We start from the raw sequence: 25337 nt of genomic DNA on the forward strand, positions 1-25337 counted from the left end.
ACCCCTGAGAGTGCTGCGCCGGCGCCAGCATTGGCGGCCGGGAATGTCCGGGCGGGACCTAGGCGGCCGGGACGTGCTCCGCGTGGCCGGCCGTGCGCAGGCCCTCGCGGAGCTTCTCCGCGTTTGCGTCCAGCGTGGCCGGATCCGGGTGCTGGTCCACGGAGCCGAAATCAAAGTCCGCCATTGAGTTCGATGGCCACACATGGACGTGCATGTGGTTGATTTCGTAGCCGGCCACGATCAGCCCGGCCCTGGCGGCGTCGAACACCTCCACCTGGACGGCGCCGATCTTGCGGGCAACCTCCATGACCCGGCCGAGGACCTCGGGCGAGGCATCCGTCCAGCGGTCCACTTCCTCGGTGGGCACCACGAGCGTGTGCCCGTCGGCCAGCGGGCCCATGGTCAGGAACGCCACGACGTCGTCCTCGCGCCAGACGAAGCGGCCCGGGATCTCGCCGTTGATGATTTTGGTGAAGAGAGTGCTCATGCGTCCGCCTTTTCTGCCGGGGACCCCAGGGTACTGACGTCCAGGACAAAACGGTACTTGACGTCGCCTGCCACCATGCGGTCGTAGGCTTCGTTGAGCTGGTCCGCGCCGACCACCTCAACGTCGGACACCACGCCGTGCTCGGCGCAGAAGTCCAGCATCTCCTGCGTCTCGGCGATGCCGCCGATGAGCGAACCCGCATAGGCGATCCTGCGCCGGATCAGCACCCCGGGGTTGACTGGCGGCATCGCTTCGGCGGGCAGGCCCAGCTGGAACAGCACGCCGTCCAGGCCCAGGGTGCGGAAGTAGGGGTTGAGGTCGTGCGGTGCGGCGACGGTGTCGATGATGACGTCGATACTGCGGTTCGCGGCTTCCATCGCGGCCGGGTCGGTGGAGAGGATGACGTCGTCGGCGCCGAGCTCGCGCGCTGCGTCGAACTTGTTCTCCGACGTCGTGAAGACCTTGACCTCGGCGCCCATGGCCTTGGCGATCTTGACGGCCATATGGCCGAGGCCGCCCAGTCCGACGACGCCGACGACGTCGCCTTCCTCGACCTCGAAGTGGTTCAGGGGCGAATATGTGGTGATGCCGGCGCACAGCAGGGGCGCCGCGGCGGCGGGGTCCAGGGCTTCCGGCACCCGCAGGACATAGTGCCGGTCCACCACGATCGACGTGGCATACCCGCCCTGGGTGATGGCGCCGTCGTTGCGGGCATCCTTCGCCCCGTAGGTTCCCACGGCGGCGTTTTCGCAGTACTGCTCGAGGCCGTCCAGGCAGCTCTCGCACTCTCGGCAGGAGTCCACGATGCAGCCCACGCCCACGCGCTCACCCACCGTGAAGTCGTCGACGGCGGAACCGAGCCGGGTGACCCGGCCGACGATCTCGTGGCCCGGGATCAACGGGTAGGTGTCGCCGCCCCATTCGCCCCGGGTGGCGTGCACGTCCGAGTGGCACAGTCCGCAGAATTCGACGGCGATCTCGACGTCGTCCGCCTTCGGCGCCCGTCGGGACACGGTCAAGGGAACAAGCCCGCTGTCCGGTGAGGTGGCACCGTACGCAGCAGCGAGAGTGGGGCCGGCCTTCTGAGCGGCGCTGTCCGCGGTGGCGGATTTGGTGTCTGTGGTGTCCAAATCCGGCAGCGGCTTGGCAAGGGGCGGGGGTACGGGACGTCCAGGTGTCATACGTTGACGCTACCCCCGGTCCCGGGATGTATTCCACTTTGGGGTGGCTCGCTGGCGACGGCTCGTCGTTCAGGTCGGGCACGTTGCCCAACTGGTCGTGCGTCAACGAACCGGGGGGCACTCTAGGGACGCCGTCCGAGCAACTGGCCGGAAGGCCGGATACTCAATGCGTCCAAGACTTCCGCACCGACAGCCGCCATCATTCGCTAACGAATTGGCCGCCGCCGGGCAGTTGGCACCCGGGGGCGGACCCCTGCGGCCATTATTGTCGGGGGTCCCTGAAACACTGGATTCATGGACGGCAATCAGGGGCCCGAAGTGGTTCAAGCAGGATACGGCGACGGCGGCCTAAGTCGCGCCAGATCCTTCGCCGCCGCAGCGGGACCAGGTTCTGCCGTCCGCTCAGCGACCGGCAGTGCCGGAATCATTGACCGGATCCGGGAACTGGAGGACTGGAAGTCCGCCGCGTCCGCGGAACAGGCCCGGCACGCCGTGGCGTTCGACCTGCTCCAACGCCGCGAACAAGCCGCCGCCGGGGTTCCGGCCAAGGAACTCGGGACCGGTGTCGGCGCGCAGATCGCCCTCGCCCGCCGCGAATCACCCGCCAAGGGCGGCCGGCTCCTGGGCCTGGCCAAAGCCCTCGTGACCGAAATGCCCCACACCCTCACCGCCCTGGAAACCGGGCAGCTGAACGAATGGCGCGCCACCCTGCTCGTGCGCGAAACCGCCTCCCTGACCGCCGCCGACCGGGCCGCCGTCGACGAGGAACTCGCGCCCGACACCGGGACGTTCGCCGGTGCCGGTGACCGGTCCCTGGTCGCCGCGGCCCGGGCCGCCGCCTACCGGCTGGACCCCCGCTCCGTGACCGAACGAGCCGCGCACGCCGCCACCGAGCGGCACGTCAGCCTCCGCCCGGCCCCCGACACCATGTGCCACCTCACCGCCCTGCTCCCCGTCGCCCAGGGCGTCGCCGCCTACAAGGCCCTCACCGGGCACGCCGACACCCTCCGCGCCGCCGGGGACCCGAGGGGCCGCGGGCAGCTGATGGCCGATGCCCTGGTCGAACGCACCACCGGCATTCCCGGCGGGATCAGCGGCGTCGAAATCCAGCTCGTCATCACCGACCGCGCCCTCTTCCAGGCCGGCGCCGAACCGGCCCGGCTTCCCGGCTACGGCACCGTCCCCGCCGGCTGGGCCCGCAGCCTCATCAACGGCACGGCCGGCGCCCACAGCGGTGACGGCGGCGGTTCCCCGGGACACAGTGGTCCCCCTGGACCCGGCGCCGCGGCCCCAAACACGGACAGAAACGGTGACGGCCAGTCCGGCGGTCCCCCTCAACCGGGCGGCACCGCCGGGAGGGCCGATGACCCCGCGTTCACCCTCTGGCTCCGCCGCCTCTACACCCACCCCGGCACCGGCGAGCTCATCGCCATGGACTCCCGCGCCCGGCTCTTCCCCGCCGGGCACCGCCGATTCATCCTGGCCCGCGACGACACCTGCCGCACCCCCTACTGCGACGCGCCCATCCGCCACCTGGACCACATCGTCCCCTGGCACACCGGCGGCCCGACCACCACGGACAACGCCGCCGGCCGCTGCGAAGCCTGCAACCACACCAAAGAAACCCCCGGCTGGAAAGCACGCCCCGGCCCTGAAGCCGCACCCGGATCCGCCTCGAGCATCGGCGCGAGGCACACCATCGAACTCACCACCCCCACCGGCCACACGTACCGTTCCACCGCGCCGCCCCTGCCGGGGACACCGCTTCGGCCATCGGCCAGAGACCAGCCGGGGTCCCAGCCGGGCTCCCGCCACCGGCGCCAGCTCCGGCACCAAGCCAAAACGCTCAGGCGCGAAAGGCCCAAAGGGGCAGCCGCCTAGGAATCATTGACTGCCCCAGGAGGAACTGGAGGCGCTCTGGGCAACCTGCGCGGGCCGTCCGGTGCTCGTGCTGGCCCTCAGTGTGAAGCCGCATCCTCACCGTACGGTTCCGGCCCGGTGACAACATCGTTCGCGGCACCGTGGCACCACTCCGAAAAGGACCCCGGATAGAGGGCAGCGGAAAAGCCGGCAATCTCGAGGGCGGCGATTTCATGGGCCGCCGTCACTCCGGATCCGCAGTACACGGCAGTGGGGACGCCGTCCCGGTAACCGAGCCGTTCGAAACGCTCCCGCAGCTCCGCCGGGGCCAGGAAGCGCCCGTCAGCGCGCAGGTTCCCGGTAGTGGGGGCACTGACGGCCCCCGGAATATGGCCGGCGCGGGGATCCACGGGCTCGATTTCACCGCGGTACCGCTCCCCCGCCCGGGCGTCCAACAGCAGCCCCTGCCGGCCCCAAGTGGCGGCTTGTCCGGCGTCGATCGCGGGCATGGCGCCGTCGGACAGGGTGACGTTTCCGGGTGCGGGCTGTTCGGGTCCGGCAACCAGCTCGAACCCGGCAGCCCGCCACGCGGCCAGGCCGCCGTCGAGCAGGTACACAGAACTAAAGCCGGCGTTGCGCAGCATCCACCACAGCCGGGCCGCAGCCATGTTGCCGCTGTCGTCGTACGCTACGACCGCATCGCCGTCGTTGATGCCCCAGCGGCGCGCAGACTCCTGGAACTGCTCCGACGGCGGCAACGGATGCCTGCCGCGTGCCGGTTCCGCCGGTCCGGCAAGTTCAGTGGCGAGATCCACGAAGACGGCCCCGGGGATGTGTCCGCGCAGGTAGTGATCGTGACCGTGGGGATCTCCCAGCGCCCAGCGAACGTCGAGGAGTACTGTGCGCTGGCCGGCTGCGCCGGCGTCGTCCATCCGGTCCTTGAGGGCGGCAGCATCGAGAATTGTGTCCATTTCCCCACTCTATCTTTGGCGTCCCACCGCCCCCGGTAGGCTGTAGCGGTGAACACCGCGCACCTGCAGGACCGGGCCTGGGCCGACGAGGCCGTCCGCCGGATCAACGCCGAAAACAACCGCTCTGCCGACACCCACCTGTATTCGGTGCCGCTCCCGGAGCACTGGGGCGTGCAGCTTTACCTGAAAGACGAGTCCACCCACCGCACCGGCAGCCTCAAGCACCGTCTGGCGCGGTCCCTGTTCCTCTTCGGCCTCGTCAACGGCTGGATCCGGGAAGGCACCACAATCGTGGAGGCATCCAGCGGCAGCACCGCCGTCTCCGAAGCCTATTTTGCGCAGCTGCTGGGACTGCCCTTCATCGCCGTGATGACCCGGACCACCAGCCGCGAGAAAATCGCCCTGATCGAACAGTTCGGCGGCTCCTGCCATCTGGTGGACCACGCCTCCGAGGTCTACGAGGCCGCCGCGGATCTGGCCAGCAGCACAGGCGGACACTACATGGACCAATTCACGTATGCCGAACGGGCCACGGACTGGCGCGGGAACAACAACATCGCCGAATCGATCTTCGGCCAGCTGGCGCTGGAGGAGCACCCGGTCCCCCGCTGGGTGGTGGTCGGGGCCGGCACCGGCGGGACCAGCGCCACGATTGGCCGGTACCTGCGCTACCACCGCTACGAGACGGGCCTCGCCGTCGTCGACCCGGAAAATTCCGCGTTCTATCCGGGCTGGCGGAACAGCCGGCCCGACGGCGGGACAGCTGCCGTACCCGCGGCGGGATTGCCCTCCCGCATCGAGGGCATCGGCCGGCCGCGGATGGAGCCGAGTTTTGTGCCCGCCGTGATCGACCACATGATCCAGGTTCCCGACGCCGCCTCGGTGGCGGCCATGCGGCATCTGAGGGACCACGCCGGTCTGCACGCGGGTCCGTCCACCGGGACCAACCTCTGGGGCGCGTGGCAGCTTATCGCCGGGATGATCGCGGAGGGCCGCCGGGGCAGTGTTGTGACCCTGATGTGCGACGCCGGGGACCGCTATGCCGGGAATTACTACAACCCGGAGTGGCTGGAGGCCCACGGCCTGGATCCCGAACCCCATGAGGCCGTGCTGCGCGAGTTCTTCCGGACCGGCGCCTGGCCGGCCTAAGCCAGCCGGCCAGCACGCCCGCCAGTACGCCGGCCTAAGCCCGCCAAGGCGCCCGCGGCGGCTAAACCTCCGCTGTATCGCCGCTTGAGAGGTGCCGGTACTCGGTGCCGTACTTGGCGCCGATCCGGGTCACGTGCCCCTCCACCAGGCCGCGGCCCAGCTCGTTCAGCAGCGCGTCGTGGATCGGGAAGGCCTGCGGTGCGCGGACACCGATGACAAAATCCACCACTTCGCCCACCTTGTTCCACGGAGCGTGGATGGGTACCAGCAGCGTCTTGACGTCGACGCCGTCGGGGATCGCGAAGGAGTCCCCCGGATGGTAGACATTGCCGTCGACGAGGTAGCCGACGTTGGCCACCACGGGGATCTGCGGATGGATGAGGGCGTGCTGGCCGCCAAAGGTCCTGATGGCGAAGCCCGACGTTTCAAATTCCTCGCCCGCGCCCGCCGCATGGATGCGGCTCGCGGCGTCGGGCGCCTTGCCGCGGAGCGTCGCGGCCACGGTCTCCGGGGCGAAAAGCTCAAGGGTGGTGTTCGACTGCAACGCCGCGGCGACGGCGTCGACGTCCACATGGTCCGCGTGCTCGTGGGTAATGAGCACAGCATGTGCTCCGGCCAAGGCCTGGTCCGTCTCCGAAAAGGTGCCCGGGTCAAACACCAGCACTCGGCCGTCCTGTTCGAGGCGGACACAGGCGTGAGTAAATTTCGTCAGCTTCATCCGGCCAGCCTAGGCACCAGCCGTCACAGTGTCCACGGAGCGGTGCTGGCAATCTTGGGCGCTGGTAATCTTGGACATTGCCACCCTTAGCGAGTCCCACCCGCAAATTCTTATGACGAAGCGAGTTCCACGATGTCCCAAGGCGCTACCACCGGCAGCAGCCGGACTCCGGCCTCGGCACCCGTGCAGGGCAAGGAACAGCGCGTCACCAAGCAACGCCTCGCCGTCAGTGCCGCCTTGGACGACCTGGCGGACTTCGTCAGCACCCAGGAACTGCACCGCATCCTCCAGGAGCGCGGCACCGCGGTGTCCCTCGCGACCTCCTACCGGATCCTGCAGTCCCTCGCCGACGACGGGCTGGTGGATGTCCTGCGCAACGCCGACGGCGAGGCGGTGTACCGGCGGTGCGCCGTCACCGGGCACCACCATCACCTGCTGTGCCGGAACTGCGGCAAGGCCGTGGAAGTGGAAGCACCGGCGGTCGAGGCCTGGGCCGCGCGGATCGCGAATGAGCACGGCTTCACCGCAGTGGAGCACACCGTGGAAATCTTCGGACTGTGCCCCGAATGCACAGCCAGTCAGCCCGGCCAGTAGCCGGAGCTGCTGAAATTCCCCACCTTTGACCTCGTGACCCCGGAAATCACCGGCGGGGCGCAGGGACCCGCCGGCTGCCGGCGGCTAACCTGGGGAAATTCCGCCGCAAAGGCGTGAGAGCGTTTAAGCCACAGCTCCCGCGCTCCGCACCACCCGCCCGTTGAGCCCCCGCCTGGCCCGGGCACTGCCGATCATCCGGCAGGCCACGTAGATCAGGAACGACAGCGTGGTCACATAGGGGCTGATCGGCAGCCGGCCGCCGAGGGCCAGCAGGATGCCTCCGACGGTCGCCGTCATCGCGAAAACGATGCTCAGCGTGACCACCAGCCGGGGCGAGGACGTGACGCGCATCGCCGCCGCCGCGGGCGTGATCAGGAGGGCCAGCACCAGCAGGGCGCCGACAATCTGGATGGACAGCGCCACGCTGATGCCCAGCAGCACCATGAACCCAAGGGCCAGGGCCCGCACCGGGACGCCGCGGGCGGTGGCGACGTCGGGGTCGACACTGGCAAAGGTCAACGGCCGCCAGATGGCGGCCAACGCCAGCATCACCACGACGGCGGCGACCGCCAGGACCTGCAGCTGGACGGTCCCGACCGACACGATCTGCCCGGTGAGCAGGCCGAACTTGTTGGCCGCCCGGCCCTCGTACAGGGACAGGAAGAGGATGCCCAGGCCAAGCCCGAAGGGCATGATGACGCCGATGATCGAGTTCTTGTCCCGTGCGCGGACCCCCATCACGCCGAGCACCAGGGCTGCCAGCACGGATCCCGCCAGCGAGCCGAGGATGATGTCGGCGCCGATCAGCAGTGCGAACGCCGCGCCGGCAAAGGAGAGTTCCGAGATTCCGTGGACGGCGAAGGCGAGGTCGCGTTTCATCACGAAGGTGCCCATGATTCCGCCGAGCAGCCCGAGGACGGCGCCGGCCCAGATGGAGTTCTGCACCAGGACCAGCAGCTCGCCGTAGTTTTCGAAGTTGAAGATTGAGTGCAGCAGGTCGCCCAGATCCATTTAGCCCACCTCGCCCGCGACTGAGTGCGCGTCCAGATGGTGGTGCGTCGCGGCATCCGGCAGCCCGACGACGATCAGCCGGCCGTTGGCCTGGATGACTTCAACACGGCTGTCATACAAATCGGAGAGCACCTCGGTGGTCATGACCTCCGCGGGTGTGCCCACCCGGAACTTTCCGCCGGCCAGGTACAGGACCCGGTCCACGTAGTCCATGATCGGGTTGATCTCGTGGGTCACGAACACCACGGCGCTGTCCGCGTCGCGGCATTGCCTGTTGATCAGCGCGCTGACGCCCTGCTGGTGCTGAAGGTCAAGGGAGAGCAGCGGCTCGTCGCACAGCAGCACCTTGGGATCGGTCGCGAGGGCTTGCGCCACGCGGAGGCGCTGCTGCTCACCGCCGGAAAGCTGCCCCACCGGCACCTTGGCGTAATCGGTGGCGCCCACAAGCTCCAGGAGTTCATCGACTTTACGGTTCACCTTGGCGCTGCCGAGGCGGATGCCCCAGCGGTGGCCGTCTACGCCGAGGGCCACGAGGTCGCGGGCGCGCAGGGGCGTATCGGGGTCGAATGATTTCTGCTGGGGCACGTAGCCGATCCGGCGGCTTCCCCGCTCAACGGGGTGGCCGTCGAGCACGGCCGTTCCCGTGCTCAGTTCCTGCAGTCCCAGCAGGACCTTCAGGAAGGTGGTCTTGCCGCTGCCGTTGGGCCCGAGCACGGCAAAGAATTCACCCGGGTTGATGTCCAGGTCCAGGCCCTCCCAGAGAGTCCGTTGGCCGAACGCCAGGGAGGCGCCGCGCAGGCTCACTACCGGTGTCAAAAGGGGTTTCCTCGATTTTCCGCGGAGATGGCTGCTCCCGCTGTTGCGATCATCCTAGGGCCTTGCCGATGCTCTCCACGTTTCCGGTCATCCATTGCAGATAGGACTGGCCGTCCGGGAGGGTCTCGCTGAAGTTCACGACCGGGACGCCGGCGTTCTCGGCGGCCTTTTTCACCGCCGCCGTCTGCGGTCCCTCGGTCTGAGTATTGTAGGCCAGCAGCCTTACGCCCCGGGATGCCACGAGATCGACGGTGGTCTTGAGCACTGCGGGTGGGACGTCGGCGTCCTCCTCGATCGCCGCCGTGTACTCGGCCGGGGTCTCGTTCTCCAGTCCGGCGTCCTCGAGCAGGTAAAGCGGTACGGGCTCGGTGACGGCCACGGGCGCGTGGCCCGCCGAGGACTTGATGGCGGCGAGCTTCGCTTCCAGGCCTCCGAGCGAGTCCTTGAAGGCCGCCGCGTTGCTCCGGAACGTCTGCGCCGAGGCCGGTTCCAGCGAGCCCAGCTTCTCGGCGACGGCGTCCGCGAGGCGGGACATGGCAGGCAGGCTGTACCAGACGTGTTCGTTCAGCCCCGTGGACCCGTGGGTGTGGCCGGCGGAGTCGGGGCTCGCCGCTGCCGGGCTTTCGCTGGCAGCGCTTTCGGAGACAAGGCCTGAAACGTCCACGGCGCTGATGACGCTGCCGCGGTCCAGTCCGGTGTCGGTCGCCAGCGTGTCCATGAAGGCGTCGTATCCCCCGCCGTTCTCCACCACCAGCTCGGCCTTGGAGACGGCCAGCTTGTCCTGCGTGGTCGCCTCGTACGAGTGCGGGTCCTGGCTGGTGCGGTTGATGATCGAGCTGACCCGGACCTTGTCGCCGCCGATGCTGGAGACGATGTCGCCGTACACGCTGGTGGATGCGACGACGTTGACCATGCCGTCCCCCGCGGTCCCCCGCAGGCTGCCGGACGTCGGACTGCACGCGGTGAGCAGGAGGCCCAGGCCGGCAAGACCAGCCAGCAGGACTCGGGCAGCGGGACGACGCACGGAAAACCTCGGATCTGTTATTGAGAATCAGGAGCAATAGCAACAGCCCGAGTGTATCCCTAAATAGGAATCATTCCTATTTAGGGATACACGGCGTGCCCCGCCAATGCCCGGCCGCAGCTGCCCCATCCGCTGCTGGGCTGCCACTTACTGGGCTGCCCGTTATTGGGCTGTCCCTTACTGGTCCTGGCCCAGCCTGCGGTAGCCGGTGGCCTGCGTCGCGTCCCGGATTTCGCCGACGAGCTGCTCGATCACGTCTTCGAGGAACAACACGCCCTGGGTCAGCCCGTCGGGTCCGATCACGCGGGCCAGGTGCGAACCCGTGCGCTGCATGACGGACATGGCCTGCTCGATTTCGTCGTCCATGGCGAGGTTCGCCAGCGACCGGATGCGGCTTTCCGCAATGGGCTGGTGGTACCCGGCGTCCGGGATGGACAGCACGTCCTTGATGTGGAGGTAGCCGGCCAGCATGCCGTCGTCGTCGAGCATCGGGAAGCGCGAGAACCCGGTCCGGCTCACTGCCTTTTCGAATTCGACCGGAGTGGTGGCCGCCTTGAGCATGACGAGCTTGCCCAGCGGAACCATCACACGGGACGCGGTGTGTTCGGAGAACTCGAGCGCTCCGGTGATGAGTCCGGCGTCGTCGTCCACGAGTCCGTGGCGGGTGGATTCCTGCACGATCGACTGCACTTCTTCAAGGGTGAAGGTGGAGGTCACCTCGTCCTTCGGCTCAATCCGCATCAGCTTCAGGATGTGGTTCGCGGACCAGTTAAGCGCCGCAATGACGGGCTTGACGAGCCGCCCGATGAACATCAGCGGCGGCGCCAGCAGCAGCGCCGCCTTGTCCGCGACGGACACGGAGATGTTCTTGGGCACCATTTCCCCGAACGTGACGTGCAGGAACGTCACCAACAGCAGGGCGACGGCGAAGGCCACAATGTTCGCGACCTCCTCGGGGACGCCCACCGCTTCCAGCGGCACGGCCAGGAGGTGGTGGATCGCGGGCTCGGCCACCTGCAGGATCAGCAGCGAGCAGACGGTGATGCCGAGCTGGGCGCAGGCGAGCATGAGGGAAACGTTTTCCATCGCCCGCAGTGTGGTCTGGGCGCGCTTGGAACCTGCCTCGGCCAGCGGCTCGATCTGGCTGCGGCGGGCCGACATGACGGCGAATTCGGCGGCCACGAAGAAGGCGTTGCCCACCAGGAGGAACGCAAGCCAGAGGATTCCTGCCCAGTCGCTCATGCGGCACCTGCCTGGCTGGCGGGCTGGCCGTCGCCGGACACGCGGATGGGCCGGAAACAGATCCGGTCGATCCGGCGGCCGTCCATGCGTGTCACGCTGAGTGTCCCGCCGACGACGTCGACCGTGTCGCCGACTGCCGCGATGCGGCCGAGCTGGCTCATGACGTAGCCTCCCACCGTTTCGTAGGCAGCCTCGTCGGGCACGGTCAGGCCCGGGATCTGTTCGGAGAGTTCATCGGGCCGGAGCAGGCCCGGGAAGTACCAGTCCCCGGAGGCGCTTTGGAGCAGGCCGGGCCGGACCTTGTCATGCTCATCGGCCACTTCCCCGACGATTTCCTCCACGAGGTCCTCCAGCGTGGTGATGCCAGCGGTTCCACCGTATTCATCCAGGACTACGGCCAGTTGCAGGTTGCCCTCGCGCAGTTCGGCGAGGAGGGCGTCAAGGTGGATGGTTTCGGGGACCCGGAGCACGTCGGTCATGATGGCCCCCGCCTGCAGCTTGGCGCGGCGGTCCGCGGGCACGGCAATGGCCTTCTTGATGTGGACCACGCCGCGGATGTCATCGGAGGACTCGCCGATCACGGGGAACCGGGAATATCCGGTGCGCTTGGCGGCCTCGACGATATCCGAGACGGGCTGGTCGGCGTCGATGGTCTCCACGCGGATGCGGGGGGTCATGACGTCCGCGGCGGTCCGCCCGGAGAACTTCAGGGTTCGGGCGATGAAGTTGGCCGTTCCGGCGTCGAGGGTGCCCATGGCCGCGGAGCGGCGCACCAGCGAGGCCAGCTCGGCCGGGGTGCGGGCGCCGGAGATTTCCTCCTTGGCCTCCAGGCCGAAGACGTTGAGGACCTTGTTGGAGAAGCCGTTGAGCACCACGATGGCGGGCTTGAAGATAGCGGTGAACACCAGCTGGGGCCGGGCGACGGCCTTGCCGATCGGGAAGGACAGCGCGATGGCCATGTTCTTGGGCACCAGTTCGCCGATCACCATGGAGAGCAGGGTGGCCACCGCCATTGCCAGGACCAGGGACAGCGAGGCAGCCGCCGCCGGCGGGACACCGAGCGCGGTGAGGGGGCCTTCGAGCAGCTTGCCCACGGACGGTTCCATGACATAGCCGGTCAGCAGCGTGGTCATGGTGATGCCCAGCTGGCAGCTGGAAAGCTGGGTGGAGAGTGACTTGAGACATCTGAGCAACGGCTCGGCGGCGGTGTCGCCGGTGTCAACGGCGCGCTGCACAGTGGCCTGGTCCAGGGCGACCAGGGAAAATTCCACGGCGACAAAGAAGCCGGTGCCGAGGATGAGCAGGAGGCCTGCTGCGAGGAGTAGCCATTCCATGTCAGCGGCCTGCTTCCGCAGCAGCGCATGGCACGTGACGCGTCAGGGGACGCAAATGCGGGAAGGCCCGGTCTGGCGGAGGATGGTCGGCGGCGGCCGACCCTGTTTCCTGGAAAGCTCCGGAATGGCGTGCGGCCGGAGAATGATGGGCACGTGAACGGGGTTTGCCGGCTCTGCGGGTGGACTGGGCGGGCACGGTTTCCGTACTCCGCTGACAGCCCCCAGGCCGGCACCTAGATTTACTGTCCATAAGAAGTTCAGTCTACAGGAGCAACCGCCGCCAGCCCCCGACCGCCCGCGTCCCCGGCCGCGCCGGATTCACCAGCTCTGCGGGACGGGCCGGCCCTCCTCGTACCCGGCCGCGGACTGGATGCCTGCCACGGCGCGTTCCCGGAAAGCGGCGAGATCGGCAGCGCCGGCGTAGCTCATGGAACTGCGCAAGCCCGCGGTGATCATGTCCAGCAGGTCCTCGACGCCGGGCCGGGCCGCGTCGACGTACATGCGGGAGGTGGAGATGCCTTCCTCGAAGAGGGCCTTGCGGTCCTTTTCGAAGGCGCCCTCGCGTTGGTTGCGGTTCTGCACCGCCCGGGCGGACGCCATGCCGAAGCTCTCCTTGTACTGCCGGCCCGAGGCGTCGAGCTGCAGGTCCCCGGGGCTCTCGTGCGTACCGGCGAACCAGGAGCCGATCATGACCTGGCTGGCCCCGGCGGCCAGGGCCAGCGCGACGTCGCGCGGGTAGCGGACCCCGCCGTCGGCCCACACCCGGCCGCCCGCTTCCCGGGCCGCGGCGGAACATTCCAGGACGGCGCTGAACTGCGGGCGGCCCACGGCCGTCATCATGCGCGTGGTGCACATGGCGCCCGGACCCACGCCGACCTTGACGATGTCCGCCCCGGCCTCGATGAGCTCACGCGTTGCCTCGCCGGTGACGACGTTGCCGGCGACTACCGGCACGCCGGGGTTGAGACCCTTCACGGCGGCGAGGGCGTCGAACATTTTCTGCTGGTGCCCGTGCGCGGTGTCGAGGACCAGCACGTTGACGCCGGCCGCCAGCAATTCGGCGGCCCGCCCGGCCACGTCCCCGTTGATTCCGACGGCGGCGGCGACCTTCAGCCTGCCCTCGTCGTCCAGGGACGGCCGGTAGAGCGTGGCGCGCAGGGCGCCCTTACGGGTGAGCACGCCGGCCAGGACCCCGTCCTGCTGCACCGGTGCGTAGTCGGTTCCGGCGGCGTCCATCGCCTCAAAGGCGCCGCGGAGGGCCTGCGCAGCATCGGCCGCCGACCCGCCCCCAAACAATCCGCCGGCGAGCGGTCCGGCGTCGAGCACCAGCGGCTGGTGGCGGATGACGGAGGCCAGGGACGCGAAACGGTCCTGGCCCTCGCAGTCGGTGGCCCGGACAACACCGGTGACCGCGCCGGAGTCGTCCACCACCACAACGGCCCCGTGCGGCCGCTTGCCCATCAGGTGGAGGGCATCAATGACGGTGTCCGTGGGCGCGAGCGTGACGGGGGTTTCCAGGACCGGGTGGCGTCCCTTGATCCAGGCCGTGACGTCACGGATGACGTCGAGCGGGACGTCCTGCGGCAGGACGCCAAGGCCGCCGCGGCGGGCCATGGTCTCGGCCATCCGCTTCCCCGTGACCGCCGTCATGTTCGCCGCCACCAGCGGGATCGCGGAGCCGGTCCTGTCGTCGGCCGCGAGGTCGACGTCCAGGCGGGAGGTGACATCGGACCGGGACGGGACCAGGAAGAGGTCCGAGTAGGTCAGATCGGCGGTGGGCTCATTCAGGAAACGCACTGCTGCTCCTTTGCTGGCACCCGCAGCTGGCACCGTCGGCGACAAACGGGTTCTCACTGCATTCTAGGTGGGTTTCCGGCGGGGCCGGCACCGCCTCCGGCGCCGGGGCCAGCACCGCGTCCGGCCTCGCGCAGGGCACCGCATGAGGGCCGCATCCGGGGCCGATTCTGCAACTCTTCTTCACCGCAATTCGGCGGCTGCCGGGGCGGATCATGATTTGGGTCACGCTTATTGGCGGTTTGGCAAGAATCCTCACTAGACTGGCATGGGTCTGGGTTCACTGGACGCAGAGACTGGCTCAATCGTTGTGCCGAGGCACCGTGGAAGCCAGAGGGAATCAAACTCACGGAAGAGGCGTATTTCAAGTGCCAGAGCAGCCTAGCCACCGTCTACCAGAGGAATTTGGCGGAAACGAGTGGCTCGTTGACGAACTGTATGAGCGTTACCAGCAGGACAAGAACACGGTCGACTCCAAGTGGTGGCCCCTGTTCGAATCCTTTGAAGCTAGTGACGCCTCTCCCGCCAACGGAACGTCCGGCACCGCGACAGCTGTGCATCCTGCCACCCGTGAACTTCCCGTTGTAGCGCCCGCCGCCGCTCCGGCTGCACCTGCGCCCGCCGCCCCCGCCGCCACGGCTGCGCCCGCAGCCCCCGCCGCCCCGGCTGCGCCCGCCGCCAAGAAAGCCCCGGCCACCGTCGCCCGGGACGGCTCCAAGACTTCCGACGCCGGCCCCGGCACCGCGCCGATCCCGGCGCAGCTGCCCAAGAACCTCAAGGCCCCGACGGCTCCCGAAGAAGACGTCGTCTCGGTCCTGCGCGGCCCGGCCAAGGCGATCGCCTCGAACATGGTCACCAGCCTGGAAGTGCCGACCGCCACGAGCGTGCGCGCCATCCCGGCGAAGCTCCTGATCGACAACCGCGTGGTCATTAACTCCAACCTGGCCCGCGCCCGCGGCGGCAAGGTCTCCTTCACGCACCTGATCGGCTACGCCGTCATCCGCGCCCTGTCCCAGTTCCCGTCGATGAACGTCTACTACGACGAGATCGACGGCAAGCCGGTGGCTGTCCAGCCGGCGCACGTGAACTTCGGCATCGCGATCGACATGCCCAAGCCCGACGGCACCCGCCTGCTCATGGTCCCGAACATCAAGAAGGCGGAGACCCTCAACTTCTCCGAGTTCTGGCACACCTACGAGGACCTGATCAAGCGTGCCCGCAACGGCAAGCTGACCGCGGACGACCACTCCGGCACCACCGTGTCCCTGACCAACCCCGGCGGCATCGGCACCGTCCACTCGGTCCCGCGCCTGTCCAAGGGCCAGGCCGCCATCATCGGCGTCGGCGCACTGGACTACCCGGCCGAGTTCCAGGGTGCCAGCGAGAAGATCATCGCGCAGAACGCGATCAGCAAGGTCCTCACGCTGACGTCCACCTATGACCACCGCGTCATCCAGGGTGCCGGCAGCGGCGAGTTCCTCAAGCTCGTGCACCAGCTGCTGCTGGGCGCACAGAACTTCTACGACGAGATCTTCGAGTCCCTGCGCATCCCCTACGAGCCCGTGCGCTGGAGCCCCGACCTGCAGGTGGACCCGGCCGACGAGATCAACAAGGTCGCCCGGATCCAGCAGCTGATCCACGCCTACCGCGTGCGCGGCCACCTCATGGCGGACACCGATCCGCTCGAGTACGTCCAGCGCAAGCACCCGGACCTCGATGTCCTGACCTACGGCCTGACCCTGTGGGACCTGGACCGCGAGTGGCCCACCGGCGGCTTCGGCGGCAGGCCGATGCTCAAGTTCCGCGACATCCTCGGCGTCCTCCGTGATGCCTACTGCCGCACCGCCGGCATCGAATACATGCACATCCAGGACCCGGCCGAGCGCAAGTGGTTCCAGGACCAGCTGGAGCACCCGTACTCGAAGCCGAGCCGCGACGAGCAGCTGCGCATCGTCTCCAAGCTCAACGCCGCCGAGGCCTTCGAGACCTTCCTGCAGACGAAGTTCGTCGGCCAGAAGCGCTTCTCACTCGAGGGCGGCGAGTCCCTGATCCCGCTGCTGGACGCGATCATCTCCGACGCCGCCGACGACGAACTCGACGAAGTGGCGATCGGCATGGCCCACCGCGGCCGGCTCAACGTGCTGACCAACATCGCGGGCAAGACCTACGCGCAGGTCTTCCGCGAATTCGAAGGCACCCAGGACCCGCGCTCCGTGCAGGGCTCCGGTGACGTCAAGTACCACCTGGGCACCGAGGGCACCTTCACCTCGGACAACGGCAAGGAGACCAAGGTCTACCTCGCCGCGAACCCGTCCCACCTTGAGGCCGTCGATTCCGTCCTCGAAGGAATCGTCCGTGCCAAGCAGGACCGCCTGGACCAGGGCGAGGCGTTCCCCGTGCTGCCGATCATGGTGCACGGCGACGCCGCCTTCGCGGGCCAGGGCGTGGTCGCGGAAACGCTCAACCTCTCCCAGCTGCGCGGGTACCGCACCGGCGGCACCATCCACATCGTGGTCAACAACCAGGTCGGCTTCACCACTGCACCGTCGTCCTCGCGTTCCTCCACGTACTCCACTGACGTCGCCAAGATGATCCAGGCACCGGTGTTCCACGTGAACGGCGACGACCCGGAGGCCGTGGTCCGCATCGGGCAGCTTGCCTACGAGTTCCGTCAGCGGTTCCACAAGGACGTTGTCATCGACATGGTCTGCTACCGCCGCCGCGGCCACAACGAGGGCGATGACCCCTCGATGACCCAGCCGCTGATGTACAACCTGATCGAGGCCAAGCGCTCGGTCCGCAAGCTGTACACCGAATCACTGATCGGCCGCGGTGACATCACCGAGGAAGAAGCCGAGCAGCTGCTGCGGGACTACCAGGAACGCCTGGAACGCGTCTTCGCGGAAACCCACGCGGCCCAGACGTCCCCGATCCCGATCATCACGGCCGATTCGGCCGCGGTGTCGGACCTGGAACGCCCGATGGCCCAGCAGTCCGATTCCGGCGTCAGCGCGCCGGTATCCACCGCGATCTCCGCGGAGACCCTGGCCCGCATCGGCAAGGCCCACACCGATATCCCGGACGGCTTCACCGTCCACGCCAAGCTCAAGCAGCTGCTGGAGAAGCGTGAGGCGATGTCCCGCGAAGGCGGCATCGACTGGGGCTTCGGTGAACTGGCCGCGTTCGGTTCGCTCATCATGGAAGGCGTCCCCGTCCGGCTCGCAGGCCAAGACTCGCGCCGCGGCACCTTCGTGCAGCGCCACGCCGTCTTCCACGACCGCGCCAACGGCGACGAGTGGCTTCCGCTGTCCCACCTCTCGGATGACCAGGCGAAGCTGTGGATCTACGATTCGCTGCTCTCCGAATACGCCGCCATGGGCTTCGAATACGGATACTCGGTGGAACGCCCGGATGCGTTGGTGCTCTGGGAAGCGCAGTTCGGTGACTTCGTCAACGGCGCGCAGACCATCATCGATGAGTTCATCTCCTCGGCCGAGCAGAAATGGGGCCAGCGGTCCTCGCTGGTTCTCATGCTGCCGCACGGCTACGAGGGCCAGGGCCCGGACCACTCCTCCGCCCGCATCGAGCGCTTCCTGCAGATGTGCGCCGAAGAGAACATGATCGTGGCCAACCCCACGACGTCGGCCTCGCACTTCCACCTGCTGCGCCGCCAGGCGTACAGCAGGCCGCGCAAGCCGCTCATCATCTTCACGCCCAAGCAGCTGCTCCGCCTCAAGGCCGCCGCGTCCTCCGTGGAGGACTTCACCACCGGCTCGTTCCGCCCGGTCATTCCGGAACACGCGCAGCTGCAGGCCGACGCCGTCGAACGCGTGCTGCTGGTCTCCGGACGCCTGTACTACGATCTGCTGTCCACCCGGCAGAAGACCGAGAACAAGACCACGGCGATCGTCCGCGTCGAGCAGCTGTACCCGCTGCCGGCCGACGAGATCGCCGCGGAGCTGGCCAAGTACCCGAACGCCGAAGTGGTCTGGGCGCAGGATGAACCGGCCAACCAGGGTCCGTGGCCGTTCATCGGCCTGAACCTGCCGGACGCCCTGGACCGCCGGGTCCGCCTCATCTCCCGCCCCGCCTCGGCCTCCACCGCGGCAGGGTCGATGAAGCGCCACGCGGCAGAACAGGACTCCCTGCTCAAGCAGGCATTCGCTCGTAAATAGCGGCATTACTGCCCGGCCGGAGACTGAAACAACAACACTCCGGCCGGGCGGTTCTGTTTAATGGACTATTAGTGGTCAGCTTGATGGACAGCGTTGAAGTGAAGAGGTAGTCGTGGAAGATCGGAAGCTGCGGATCGCAGCCGTTGGGGACGAGCTGTTGGCCGGGCTTGGTGATCCGCGCGCCTTGGGCTGGCTGGGCCGGGTCCTGGCCCGCACGCCGCAGGACAGCGTGGCCCTGGAGTGCTACTCCCTGCCATGCCCCGAAGAGGGCACCGAGGGCCTTGCAGCCCGCTGGCTCGAGGAGTCGGGCCGACGATTCGGCAACCACCACGAAAACCGCCTGGTGATCGGCCTGTCAGGACGCGACATTGAGTTCGGCCTGTCCACTGCCCGAAGCCGCCTGAACCTGGCCAACATCCTGGACTCCGCCTCCCAGAACAAGATCGAGGTCTTCGTCGTGGGCCCGCCGCCCACGCTCGACCCCGCACAGAACCGCAGGCTCGGCGAGCTCAACACCGCCTTCGCCGACGTCACGACGCGCCGGAAGCACCTCTATGTCGACACGTTCTCGCCGCTGCTGAACCACGAGCAGTGGCGCCAGGACCTCGCGGCCAACGGCGGCACGCCCGGCCAGGCCGGCTATGGCCTCATGGCCTGGCTCGTGCTGCACCGCGGCTGGTTCCAGTGGCTGGGCCTGGACACTCCGGAATAGGCGGGTAAGCAGGCAACCGGTCGCGCCGGGTCCCACCCTCCAGGGGATTTCGCGATATATCTTGACCTGCCGGCAAGCGCGATATATCGTGACTTCATAGTCGCGATATATCGTTAGTTGCCCAGCCCCTTTCGCCTTTCCGGAGGAACCATGTCAGAGAACACGTGGACCGTGACCGGCCCGCAGACCATCGACGTCGACGGCGTCCACTCCCTCAAACTCGGGATTGTCCGCGGCCGCTTCGACGTCGTCACCCATGACGAGGACGTTGCCAGGATCGAGGTCTCCGAAATCGAAGGCGATCCCCTGTCGGTTTCGATCGTCAACGGCCGCCTGGAAGTCCGCCACCAGCTGCACGGCCCGCAGGGCTGGTTCAAGAACCTGATGAGCACCGTCAACAACGGCAGCAGCAACTCGGTGGTCATCAGCATCGCCCTGCCGGCCGGCGTCGAGGTCGAGGCCGGGACGGTGAGTGGCGACGGCATGGTTTCCGGGCTCAGCGGCCACACCCGGCTCAACACCGTCTCGGGATCCGTGCTGGCCGACGGCACCGCCGGCAACCTGTCCGTCAACACTGTCAGCGGCGAGGTGATTGCCCGCAACCACCGCGGCGTCCTGACCGCCAAGAGCGTCTCCGGTGAAGTGACGGCCTCGGGCGAATTCAGCAACATCCGGGCGAACACCGTCAGCGGCGACCTGAACTTCGACCTGCACGGCTTCACCCATGACTTTGGCGCCAATTCGGTCTCCGGCGACGTCACCATCCGGCTGCCGCACGACGTCGGGGTGGACATCGTGGCCAAGTCCGCCAGCGGCGCGGTGGTCATCGATGACACGAGGTACGTCCAGCCCGGCGGCACGGTGCAGACCATTGCGGGACCGGACGCCAAGCTGATGCTGGTCCGGACCAACTCGGTCTCCGGAAAAACGTCGCTCTTCCACGGCCAGCCCAGCCCGGACACCGAAACGGCCCTCTGATGCCTCCCGTCTTCGCCCACGGGGCGCTGCGGCTGTACCTGCTCGCCCTGCTCGAATCGGGCCCCAAGCACGGCTACGAGCTGATCAAGGCGCTCAGCGAGCGTTTCGGCGGCACGTACTCCCCCAGTGCCGGAACCATCTACCCGCGCCTGGGCAAGCTCGAAGAGGAAGGGCTCGTCGCCACCCGCACGGAAGGCCGCCGCACCAACTACAGCATCACTCCGGCCGGCCTCACGGAACTGAACCGCCGGCGGGACGAACTCGCCGGCGTCGAGAACGACATCTCGGCGTCGGTCCGCCGGCTTGCCGACAACCTGCGCCAGGACATCCGCGTCAACATGCGCGGCCTCCGGGCCGACCTTGCGGCCACGGCGGAGGCGGCCCGGACCTCGGCCCGCGCCGCCGGTTCTGCCGGCGGGACGGGCACTGCCGGCGGCGCGGGAAGCCCGCGGTACTCCCCGGAGGGCGAACGGCGGCTGAAGGAGGCGGAAATGCTGGTGCAGGCGTTCCGGGACGACATGCGGGTGGAACTGCGCCGTCATGCCGGGAGCCGTCCGGTTACCGCCGTCACGCTCGAAACGGTCAGGACCGTGCTGGACCAGGCCCGGATCTCGATCCGAAATTCGTTGGAGGGCTGAGGCCGGGCCGGACCGGCCGCGGCCCGTAGCACGGGCCTCCGGTTCGCGGCGGGTGCCGCGATGTGGGAGACTTGAGGGCAGCTCTTTTGAGTACCAAGATTAAGGAGGCCAGCTATGAGCAAACGTGCACGTAAACGTCGTGACCGTAAGCGTGGCGGCGCGAACCACGGTAAGCGCCCCAACGCCTAAGCAAAGCTTGGAATGACAGCTTTAAACGAATGACCCCGGAATCCTCACGGATTCCGGGGTCATTCGTTTATGTCGGCTCAGGCTTCCCTGGTCCGGCTCACGCTTCCACTGTCCGGATCGAGTGAATCCGGTCCAGGATGGAGTTCTTGAGGTTTTCCGGAGCTGCTTCCGTGCACGAACGCTTGACCATCACGCGGATGACACATTCGAGGTCGTACTGCTCCAGGCACTCCGGGCAACTGTCCAGGTGGTCCTTGATCTCTGCGATGTCTGCACGCGTGAGCGCACCATCCAGATATTCATAGATACGTTGCATCCGGGCGTCATCGCAATCGCCCAGTCCCTGGCAGTCGCTCATTTCCTGTTCTCCTGTTTGTTGCTGTCGGCCGCGGCGCTTGACTCGGTGGCGGCCCTGAATCCTCGTTCGGCGGCATAGTCCGCCAGCATGTCCCGCAGCATCTTCCGGCCGCGGTGCAGCCGCGACATGACGGTCCCGATGGGGGTGTTCATGATGTCCGAAATTTCCTTGTACGCGAAACCCTCGACGTCGGCGAAGTACACGGCCAGCCGGAATTCCTCCGGAATCGACTGGAGGGCGCGCTTCACATCCGAGTCGGGCAGGTGGTCCAGGGCCTCAGCCTCCGCCGAACGCAGTCCCGAGGACGTATGCGACTCGGCGCGGGCCAGCTGCCAGTCCTCGATGGTGTCCGAATTCGACTGCAGCGGCTCGCGCTGACGCTTCCGGTACAGGTTGATGTACGTGTTGGTGAGGATGCGGTACAGCCAGGCCTTCAGATTGGTTCCGGGCTTGTACTGGTGGAACGCGGAAAACGCCTTCGTATACGCCTCCTGGACCAGGTCCTCGGCGTCGGAGGGGTTCCGGGCCATCCTCATGGCCGCCGAATACAGCTGGTCCACGTACTGCATGGCGTCACGCTCAAAGCGCACCCGGCGCTCTTCCGCGGACTCGGTGGAGACATCAAGGGGCTTCCCGTCCACCTCGGTCTCCAAAGCGGCGGGCGTGCCGGCATCAGGTGTCTTGGTGGGCGTGGCGTCGTTTCCGGCAACCTCGTGCATGGCCGCAACGGCCGGGTCCATGGTGCTCATTGCGTTCAAGTCTACTGTCACCTTCCGCCGGGCACCCGGAACCGAYGGAAGCGCGAGGGTCCATGATTGCCCGGAACCGGCTTCCGGTTCCGCCCTGTCTTTGACCAGAGTCAAATCTCCGCCTTCGTTAGCCTGCTGGGATCTGCCTTTCACAACCACGTCCTGCGGGCAAATATTCCGCAAAAGTGCAAGACTAGAACCGGTTCTCCCGCAGTGAAGCCGCTGTTCGTCCATCCAGGAGGAAATTCATGTCGTTTGTCCGCTTTCTCGCCCGGCCCATGCTCGCCTCCAGTTTCGTCCTCGCCGGCATGGACAAGCTCAAGAACGCGGATGACACTGCGGCCCAGCTGTCCCCCCTGTTGCGGCGTGCGGCCGACGCCTTGCCGTTCCAGCCAAATGAGAAAGTCGTGGCACGCGTGATCGGCGGCATCCAGATCGGTGCCGGCGTCTGCTTCGCCCTCGGCAAGTCCGCCCGGCTGGCGGCCACCCTGCTCGCCGTCATTTCGCTCCTGAACGGCTACGTCGAATGGCGCAGCGCGGACATCTCCTCGAAGGAAGCCCGCGACGCCCGCCGCAAACAGCTCCTGAAAAACGTCTCCCTCACCGGCGGCGTGCTCCTCGCCGCGGTCGATACCGCCGGCAAGCCCAGCCTGGCCTGGCGCGCCGGGCACCTGGCCGCCGATGCCAAGAAGAGCGCCGGACACCTCGCCGCCGATGCCCGCAAGACCACCAACAAGCAGCTGAAGAAGGCCGACAAAGTCGTCCGCAAGGCCGTAGACCACTCTGCCGGGGCCTAAGACGGTAATGACTGGCACCACCCCCTCTGCAGCTGCCCCGTCCCACCCTGCCGGCGCCCATGCAGCCGGTCCCCATGCAGCCGACGCCGGTACGCACTGGCCCGCCCCCTTCGCCGCACGGCCGGTCGATGCCACTGTCACCGTTCCCGGATCCAAGTCCCTGACCAACCGGTACCTCGTGCTCGCCGCCCTCGCGGACGGACCTTCCCGGCTGCGGGCTCCCCTGCACTCCCGGGATTCCGCGCTGATGATTGAGGCCCTGCGGCAGTTGGGGGCCACCGTCACGGAAGTGCCCGGCGACGGCGCCTTCGGCCCCGACCTGGAAATCGTCCCGATCAGCATGGATGCCGCGGCGGCGGACACGGCGATCGACTGCGGCCTGGCCGGCACGGTCATGCGCTTTGTGCCGCCGGTGGCCGCGCTGCGCCGCGGTGAGTCCCGTTTCGACGGCGACCCCCACGCCCGCAAACGCCCCATGGGCACCATTATCGAGGCTCTCGCCGGCCTGGGTGTGGCGGTGACCGCGCCCGACGGCGGTCCGGCGTCGTCGTTGCCGTTCACGGTGCACGGCTCGGGCGAGGTGCGCGGCGGCCACCTGGTCATTGATGCCAGCGCTTCGTCCCAGTTCGTCTCCGCCCTGCTGCTGGCCGGGGCGCGCTTCACCGAGGGACTCCACCTCGAACACGTCGGCAAGCCCGTGCCGAGCCTGGACCACATCAACATGACCGTGGCCGTGCTGCGCGGCGTGGGCGTGGCGGTCGACGACTCGGTGCCGAACCACTGGGTTGTCTCCCCCGGCCCGATCCGCGCCTTCGACGTCCGGATCGAGCAGGACCTCTCGAACGCCGGACCCTTCCTCGCGGCGGCCCTGGCCACCGGCGGCACCGTGCGGATCCCGAACTGGCCCGCGGAAACCACCCAGGTGGGTGATCTCTGGCGCGGAATCCTGACCGCTATGGGCGCCACGGTGACGGTTGACGGCGGCACCCTGACCGTCAGCGGAGGGCCGGAGATCAAGGGCGGCGACTTCGACGAGACCAGCGAACTCGCCCCCACCGTAGCCGCGCTGTGCGCCCTCGCCACCGGCCCCTCACGGCTGGGCGGCATCGCCCACCTCCGCGGCCATGAAACGGACCGGCTCGCCGCCCTCGTCGCCGAAATCAACCGCCTCGGCGGCGACGCCGAAGAAACCCCCGACGGCCTCATCATCCGCCCGGCCGCGCTGCACGGCGGTGTGGTGCACAGCTACGCCGACCACCGCATGGCAACCGCCGGCGCCATCCTCGGCCTTGCCGTAGCCGGCGTGGAAGTCGAGGACATCGCAACCACGGCCAAGACCATGCCCGATTTCCCGCAACTCTGGGAAGCGATGCTGGCCCAGGGACCCGCCGCAGATGAGGACACCGCCGGTGGCACGCAGCACTGATTCCTGGGACGAGTCCGACGTCCGGATCCGGCCGAACAAGAAGGGCACCCGGCCCCGCACCAAGGACCGGCCCAGCTACGACGACGCCGTCACCGGACGCATCATCACCGTTGACCGCGGCCGCTACACCGCCGTCGTCGGCGAAGGGACCGCGGACGAACGCAAGATCATCGCGGCCCGTGCCCGGGAGCTGCGCCGCAACCCGGTGGTTGCCGGCGATTTCGTCTCCCTCGTCGGGGACGTCACCGGCGAGCCCGACACCCTGGCGCGGCTGGTCAAGATCCAGGACCGCAAGACGCTGCTGCGCCGCAGCGCCGACGACACGGACCCGATCGAACGTGCCGTCGTGGCCAACGCCGACCAGCTGGTGGTGGTGGTCGCCGCCGCCAACCCCGAGCCGCGGACCGGTTTCATCGACCGCGCACTGGTCGCCGCGTACGACGCCGGCATCGAACCGCTGCTGCTCGTCACCAAGGCCGACGTCAAGGATCCCGCCGAGCTGCTGTCCAACTACCAGCACCTCGACTTCCCCGTCATCATCTCCAAGACCGCCGACTCCGCCGCTTCCGGCATCGACGCCCGCTCCGACGACGGGCTCTCCGCCCGGCTCGACAAGGACGCGGTATCCCAGCTGCGCGACTACCTCGACGGCAAGGTCACCGTGATGCTGGGCCACTCCGGCGTCGGCAAGTCAACCATGGTCAACGCCCTGACCGGGGCCGAGCGGGCCACGGGAGGCGTGAACGCGGTCACCGGCCGCGGCCGCCACACGTCCTCGTCGGCACTGGCGCTCAAAGTCAACGATGCCCCGGCCGGGAGCTGGATCATCGACACCCCCGGCATCCGGTCCTTCGGCCTGGCCCACGTGGACCCGGACCGGATCCTGCGTTCCTTCCCGGACCTGGAACCGGGCACCGATGATTGCGAACGCGGCTGCAAGCATGACTCCACCGCCGTCAACTGCGGGGTCGACAAGTGGGTTGCGGCCGGGCACGCGGGGCCCTCGGGACCGGCCAGGCTCGCGTCCCTGCGCCGGCTGCTGGGCACTGACCCGCGGATGGAAGCGCAGGAAACCAAGGAACTGGGCACCGTCTCCTAGCCGGACCGGCAACGGGGCGGCGGCGCCGAGCCGCG

Annotated in this window: 23 protein-coding genes; 11 read left to right on the top strand and 12 right to left on the bottom strand. The window is 68.0% G+C overall.

Going from position 1 to position 25337, the window contains the following annotated elements:
• Positions 1 to 58: 58 nt before the first annotated feature.
• Together AC1D1W_RS07135 and AC1D1W_RS07140 are read right to left on the bottom strand one after the other, a co-directional pair.
• Positions 59 to 487, bottom strand: coding sequence for an HIT family protein (locus AC1D1W_RS07135; RefSeq protein ID WP_028276083.1), 429 nt, complete (start codon positions 485 to 487; stop codon positions 59 to 61).
• Positions 484 to 1668, bottom strand: a complete 1185-nt coding sequence (locus tag AC1D1W_RS07140; protein WP_476943322.1) for an NAD(P)-dependent alcohol dehydrogenase — start codon at positions 1666 to 1668, stop codon at positions 484 to 486. The genes AC1D1W_RS07135 and AC1D1W_RS07140 overlap by 4 nt, the downstream gene beginning before the upstream one ends.
• Before the next feature lie 294 nt (positions 1669 to 1962).
• Here AC1D1W_RS07140 and AC1D1W_RS07145 point away from each other — a divergent pair, with 294 nt between their 5' ends.
• Positions 1963 to 3549 (top strand): HNH endonuclease, encoded by a 1587-nt coding sequence (locus tag AC1D1W_RS07145; RefSeq protein WP_476943323.1) that lies wholly within the window; start codon positions 1963 to 1965, stop codon positions 3547 to 3549.
• Positions 3550 to 3626: 77 nt separating this feature from the next.
• Here the strand turns inward: AC1D1W_RS07145 and AC1D1W_RS07150 are convergent, their stop codons facing one another.
• Complete coding sequence (locus tag AC1D1W_RS07150; protein WP_243181237.1) at positions 3627 to 4499, bottom strand: sulfurtransferase; 873 nt, start codon at positions 4497 to 4499, stop codon at positions 3627 to 3629.
• Between the two features lie 48 nt (positions 4500 to 4547).
• Here AC1D1W_RS07150 and cds1 point away from each other — a divergent pair, with 48 nt between their 5' ends.
• Complete coding sequence (cds1, locus tag AC1D1W_RS07155; RefSeq protein WP_243181236.1) at positions 4548 to 5648, top strand: L-cysteine desulfhydrase Cds1; 1101 nt, start codon at positions 4548 to 4550, stop codon at positions 5646 to 5648.
• Between the two features lie 61 nt (positions 5649 to 5709).
• Here cds1 and AC1D1W_RS07160 read toward each other — a convergent pair whose 3' ends face one another.
• Positions 5710 to 6366, bottom strand: a complete 657-nt coding sequence (locus AC1D1W_RS07160; protein ID WP_243181235.1) for an MBL fold metallo-hydrolase — start codon at positions 6364 to 6366, stop codon at positions 5710 to 5712.
• A gap of 132 nt (positions 6367 to 6498) precedes the next feature.
• On the opposite strand from AC1D1W_RS07160, the gene AC1D1W_RS07165 reads away from it, so the two are divergent.
• Positions 6499 to 6960, top strand: coding sequence for a Fur family transcriptional regulator (locus AC1D1W_RS07165; protein ID WP_223916071.1), 462 nt, complete (start codon positions 6499 to 6501; stop codon positions 6958 to 6960).
• A 123-nt stretch (positions 6961 to 7083) separates the two neighbouring features.
• Here the strand turns inward: AC1D1W_RS07165 and AC1D1W_RS07170 are convergent, their stop codons facing one another.
• From AC1D1W_RS07170 to AC1D1W_RS07195, 6 genes are all read right to left on the bottom strand, one after another.
• Entirely contained in the window at positions 7084 to 7971 is an 888-nt protein-coding gene (locus tag AC1D1W_RS07170) for a metal ABC transporter permease (RefSeq protein ID WP_243181234.1), read from the bottom strand.
• Positions 7972 to 8787, bottom strand: coding sequence for a metal ABC transporter ATP-binding protein (locus AC1D1W_RS07175; protein WP_243181233.1), 816 nt, complete (start codon positions 8785 to 8787; stop codon positions 7972 to 7974). It abuts the gene before it with no gap.
• 49 nt (positions 8788 to 8836) lie between these two features.
• Positions 8837 to 9811, bottom strand: a complete 975-nt coding sequence (locus tag AC1D1W_RS07180) for a metal ABC transporter solute-binding protein, Zn/Mn family (protein WP_243181232.1) — start codon at positions 9809 to 9811, stop codon at positions 8837 to 8839.
• Between the two features lie 177 nt (positions 9812 to 9988).
• On the bottom strand, positions 9989 to 11053 hold the full coding sequence (locus AC1D1W_RS07185; protein ID WP_028277499.1) for a hemolysin family protein: 1065 nt from the start codon (positions 11051 to 11053) through the stop codon (positions 9989 to 9991).
• Positions 11050 to 12387: a hemolysin family protein gene (locus tag AC1D1W_RS07190; RefSeq protein ID WP_028277498.1), complete on the bottom strand. Its 1338-nt coding sequence runs from the start codon at positions 12385 to 12387 to the stop codon at positions 11050 to 11052. Before AC1D1W_RS07190 ends, AC1D1W_RS07185 begins: the two co-directional genes overlap by 4 nt.
• Before the next feature lie 318 nt (positions 12388 to 12705).
• Entirely contained in the window at positions 12706 to 14184 is a 1479-nt protein-coding gene (locus AC1D1W_RS07195; protein WP_243181231.1) for a GuaB1 family IMP dehydrogenase-related protein, read from the bottom strand.
• 365 nt (positions 14185 to 14549) lie between these two features.
• On the opposite strand from AC1D1W_RS07195, the gene AC1D1W_RS07200 reads away from it, so the two are divergent.
• The 5 genes from AC1D1W_RS07200 (at position 14550) to AC1D1W_RS07220 (ending at position 20873) form a co-directional block, all read left to right on the top strand.
• Complete coding sequence (locus AC1D1W_RS07200) at positions 14550 to 18356, top strand: multifunctional oxoglutarate decarboxylase/oxoglutarate dehydrogenase thiamine pyrophosphate-binding subunit/dihydrolipoyllysine-residue succinyltransferase subunit (RefSeq protein WP_243181230.1); 3807 nt, start codon at positions 14550 to 14552, stop codon at positions 18354 to 18356.
• 112 nt (positions 18357 to 18468) lie between these two features.
• On the top strand, positions 18469 to 19068 hold the full coding sequence (locus tag AC1D1W_RS07205) for a GDSL-type esterase/lipase family protein (protein WP_028277496.1): 600 nt from the start codon (positions 18469 to 18471) through the stop codon (positions 19066 to 19068).
• A gap of 150 nt (positions 19069 to 19218) precedes the next feature.
• Positions 19219 to 20046, top strand: a complete 828-nt coding sequence (locus tag AC1D1W_RS07210) for a DUF4097 family beta strand repeat-containing protein (RefSeq protein WP_243181229.1) — start codon at positions 19219 to 19221, stop codon at positions 20044 to 20046.
• Entirely contained in the window at positions 20046 to 20684 is a 639-nt protein-coding gene (locus AC1D1W_RS07215; protein ID WP_028277494.1) for a PadR family transcriptional regulator, read from the top strand. Before AC1D1W_RS07210 ends, AC1D1W_RS07215 begins: the two co-directional genes overlap by 1 nt.
• A 114-nt stretch (positions 20685 to 20798) precedes the next feature.
• Positions 20799 to 20873 carry a 50S ribosomal protein bL37 gene (locus AC1D1W_RS07220; protein WP_104061284.1) on the top strand — a complete coding sequence of 25 codons (75 nt, stop codon included), beginning with the start codon at positions 20799 to 20801 and terminating at the stop codon, positions 20871 to 20873.
• A 97-nt stretch (positions 20874 to 20970) separates the two neighbouring features.
• Here the strand turns inward: AC1D1W_RS07220 and rsrA are convergent, their stop codons facing one another.
• Positions 20971 to 21231, bottom strand: a complete 261-nt coding sequence (gene rsrA / locus AC1D1W_RS07225; protein WP_018775287.1) for a mycothiol system anti-sigma-R factor — start codon at positions 21229 to 21231, stop codon at positions 20971 to 20973.
• Positions 21228 to 21980 (bottom strand): sigma-70 family RNA polymerase sigma factor, encoded by a 753-nt coding sequence (locus tag AC1D1W_RS07230; protein WP_156945176.1) that lies wholly within the window; start codon positions 21978 to 21980, stop codon positions 21228 to 21230. The genes rsrA and AC1D1W_RS07230 overlap by 4 nt, the downstream gene beginning before the upstream one ends.
• A 248-nt stretch (positions 21981 to 22228) precedes the next feature.
• On the opposite strand from AC1D1W_RS07230, the gene AC1D1W_RS07235 reads away from it, so the two are divergent.
• From AC1D1W_RS07235 to rsgA, 3 genes are read left to right on the top strand one after another with little or no spacing between them, the layout of a single operon-like run.
• Positions 22229 to 22777: a DoxX family protein gene (locus tag AC1D1W_RS07235; protein WP_476943324.1), complete on the top strand. Its 549-nt coding sequence runs from the start codon at positions 22229 to 22231 to the stop codon at positions 22775 to 22777.
• A gap of 7 nt (positions 22778 to 22784) precedes the next feature.
• On the top strand, positions 22785 to 24203 hold the full coding sequence (gene aroA, locus AC1D1W_RS07240; RefSeq protein ID WP_243181228.1) for a 3-phosphoshikimate 1-carboxyvinyltransferase: 1419 nt from the start codon (positions 22785 to 22787) through the stop codon (positions 24201 to 24203).
• Positions 24187 to 25302 carry a ribosome small subunit-dependent GTPase A gene (rsgA, locus tag AC1D1W_RS07245; RefSeq protein WP_079553032.1) on the top strand — a complete coding sequence of 372 codons (1116 nt, stop codon included), beginning with the start codon at positions 24187 to 24189 and terminating at the stop codon, positions 25300 to 25302. Before aroA ends, rsgA begins: the two co-directional genes overlap by 17 nt.
• Positions 25303 to 25337 lie beyond the last annotated feature (35 nt).

It is taken from the genome of Arthrobacter sp. P1_B4 (assembly GCF_056406555.1).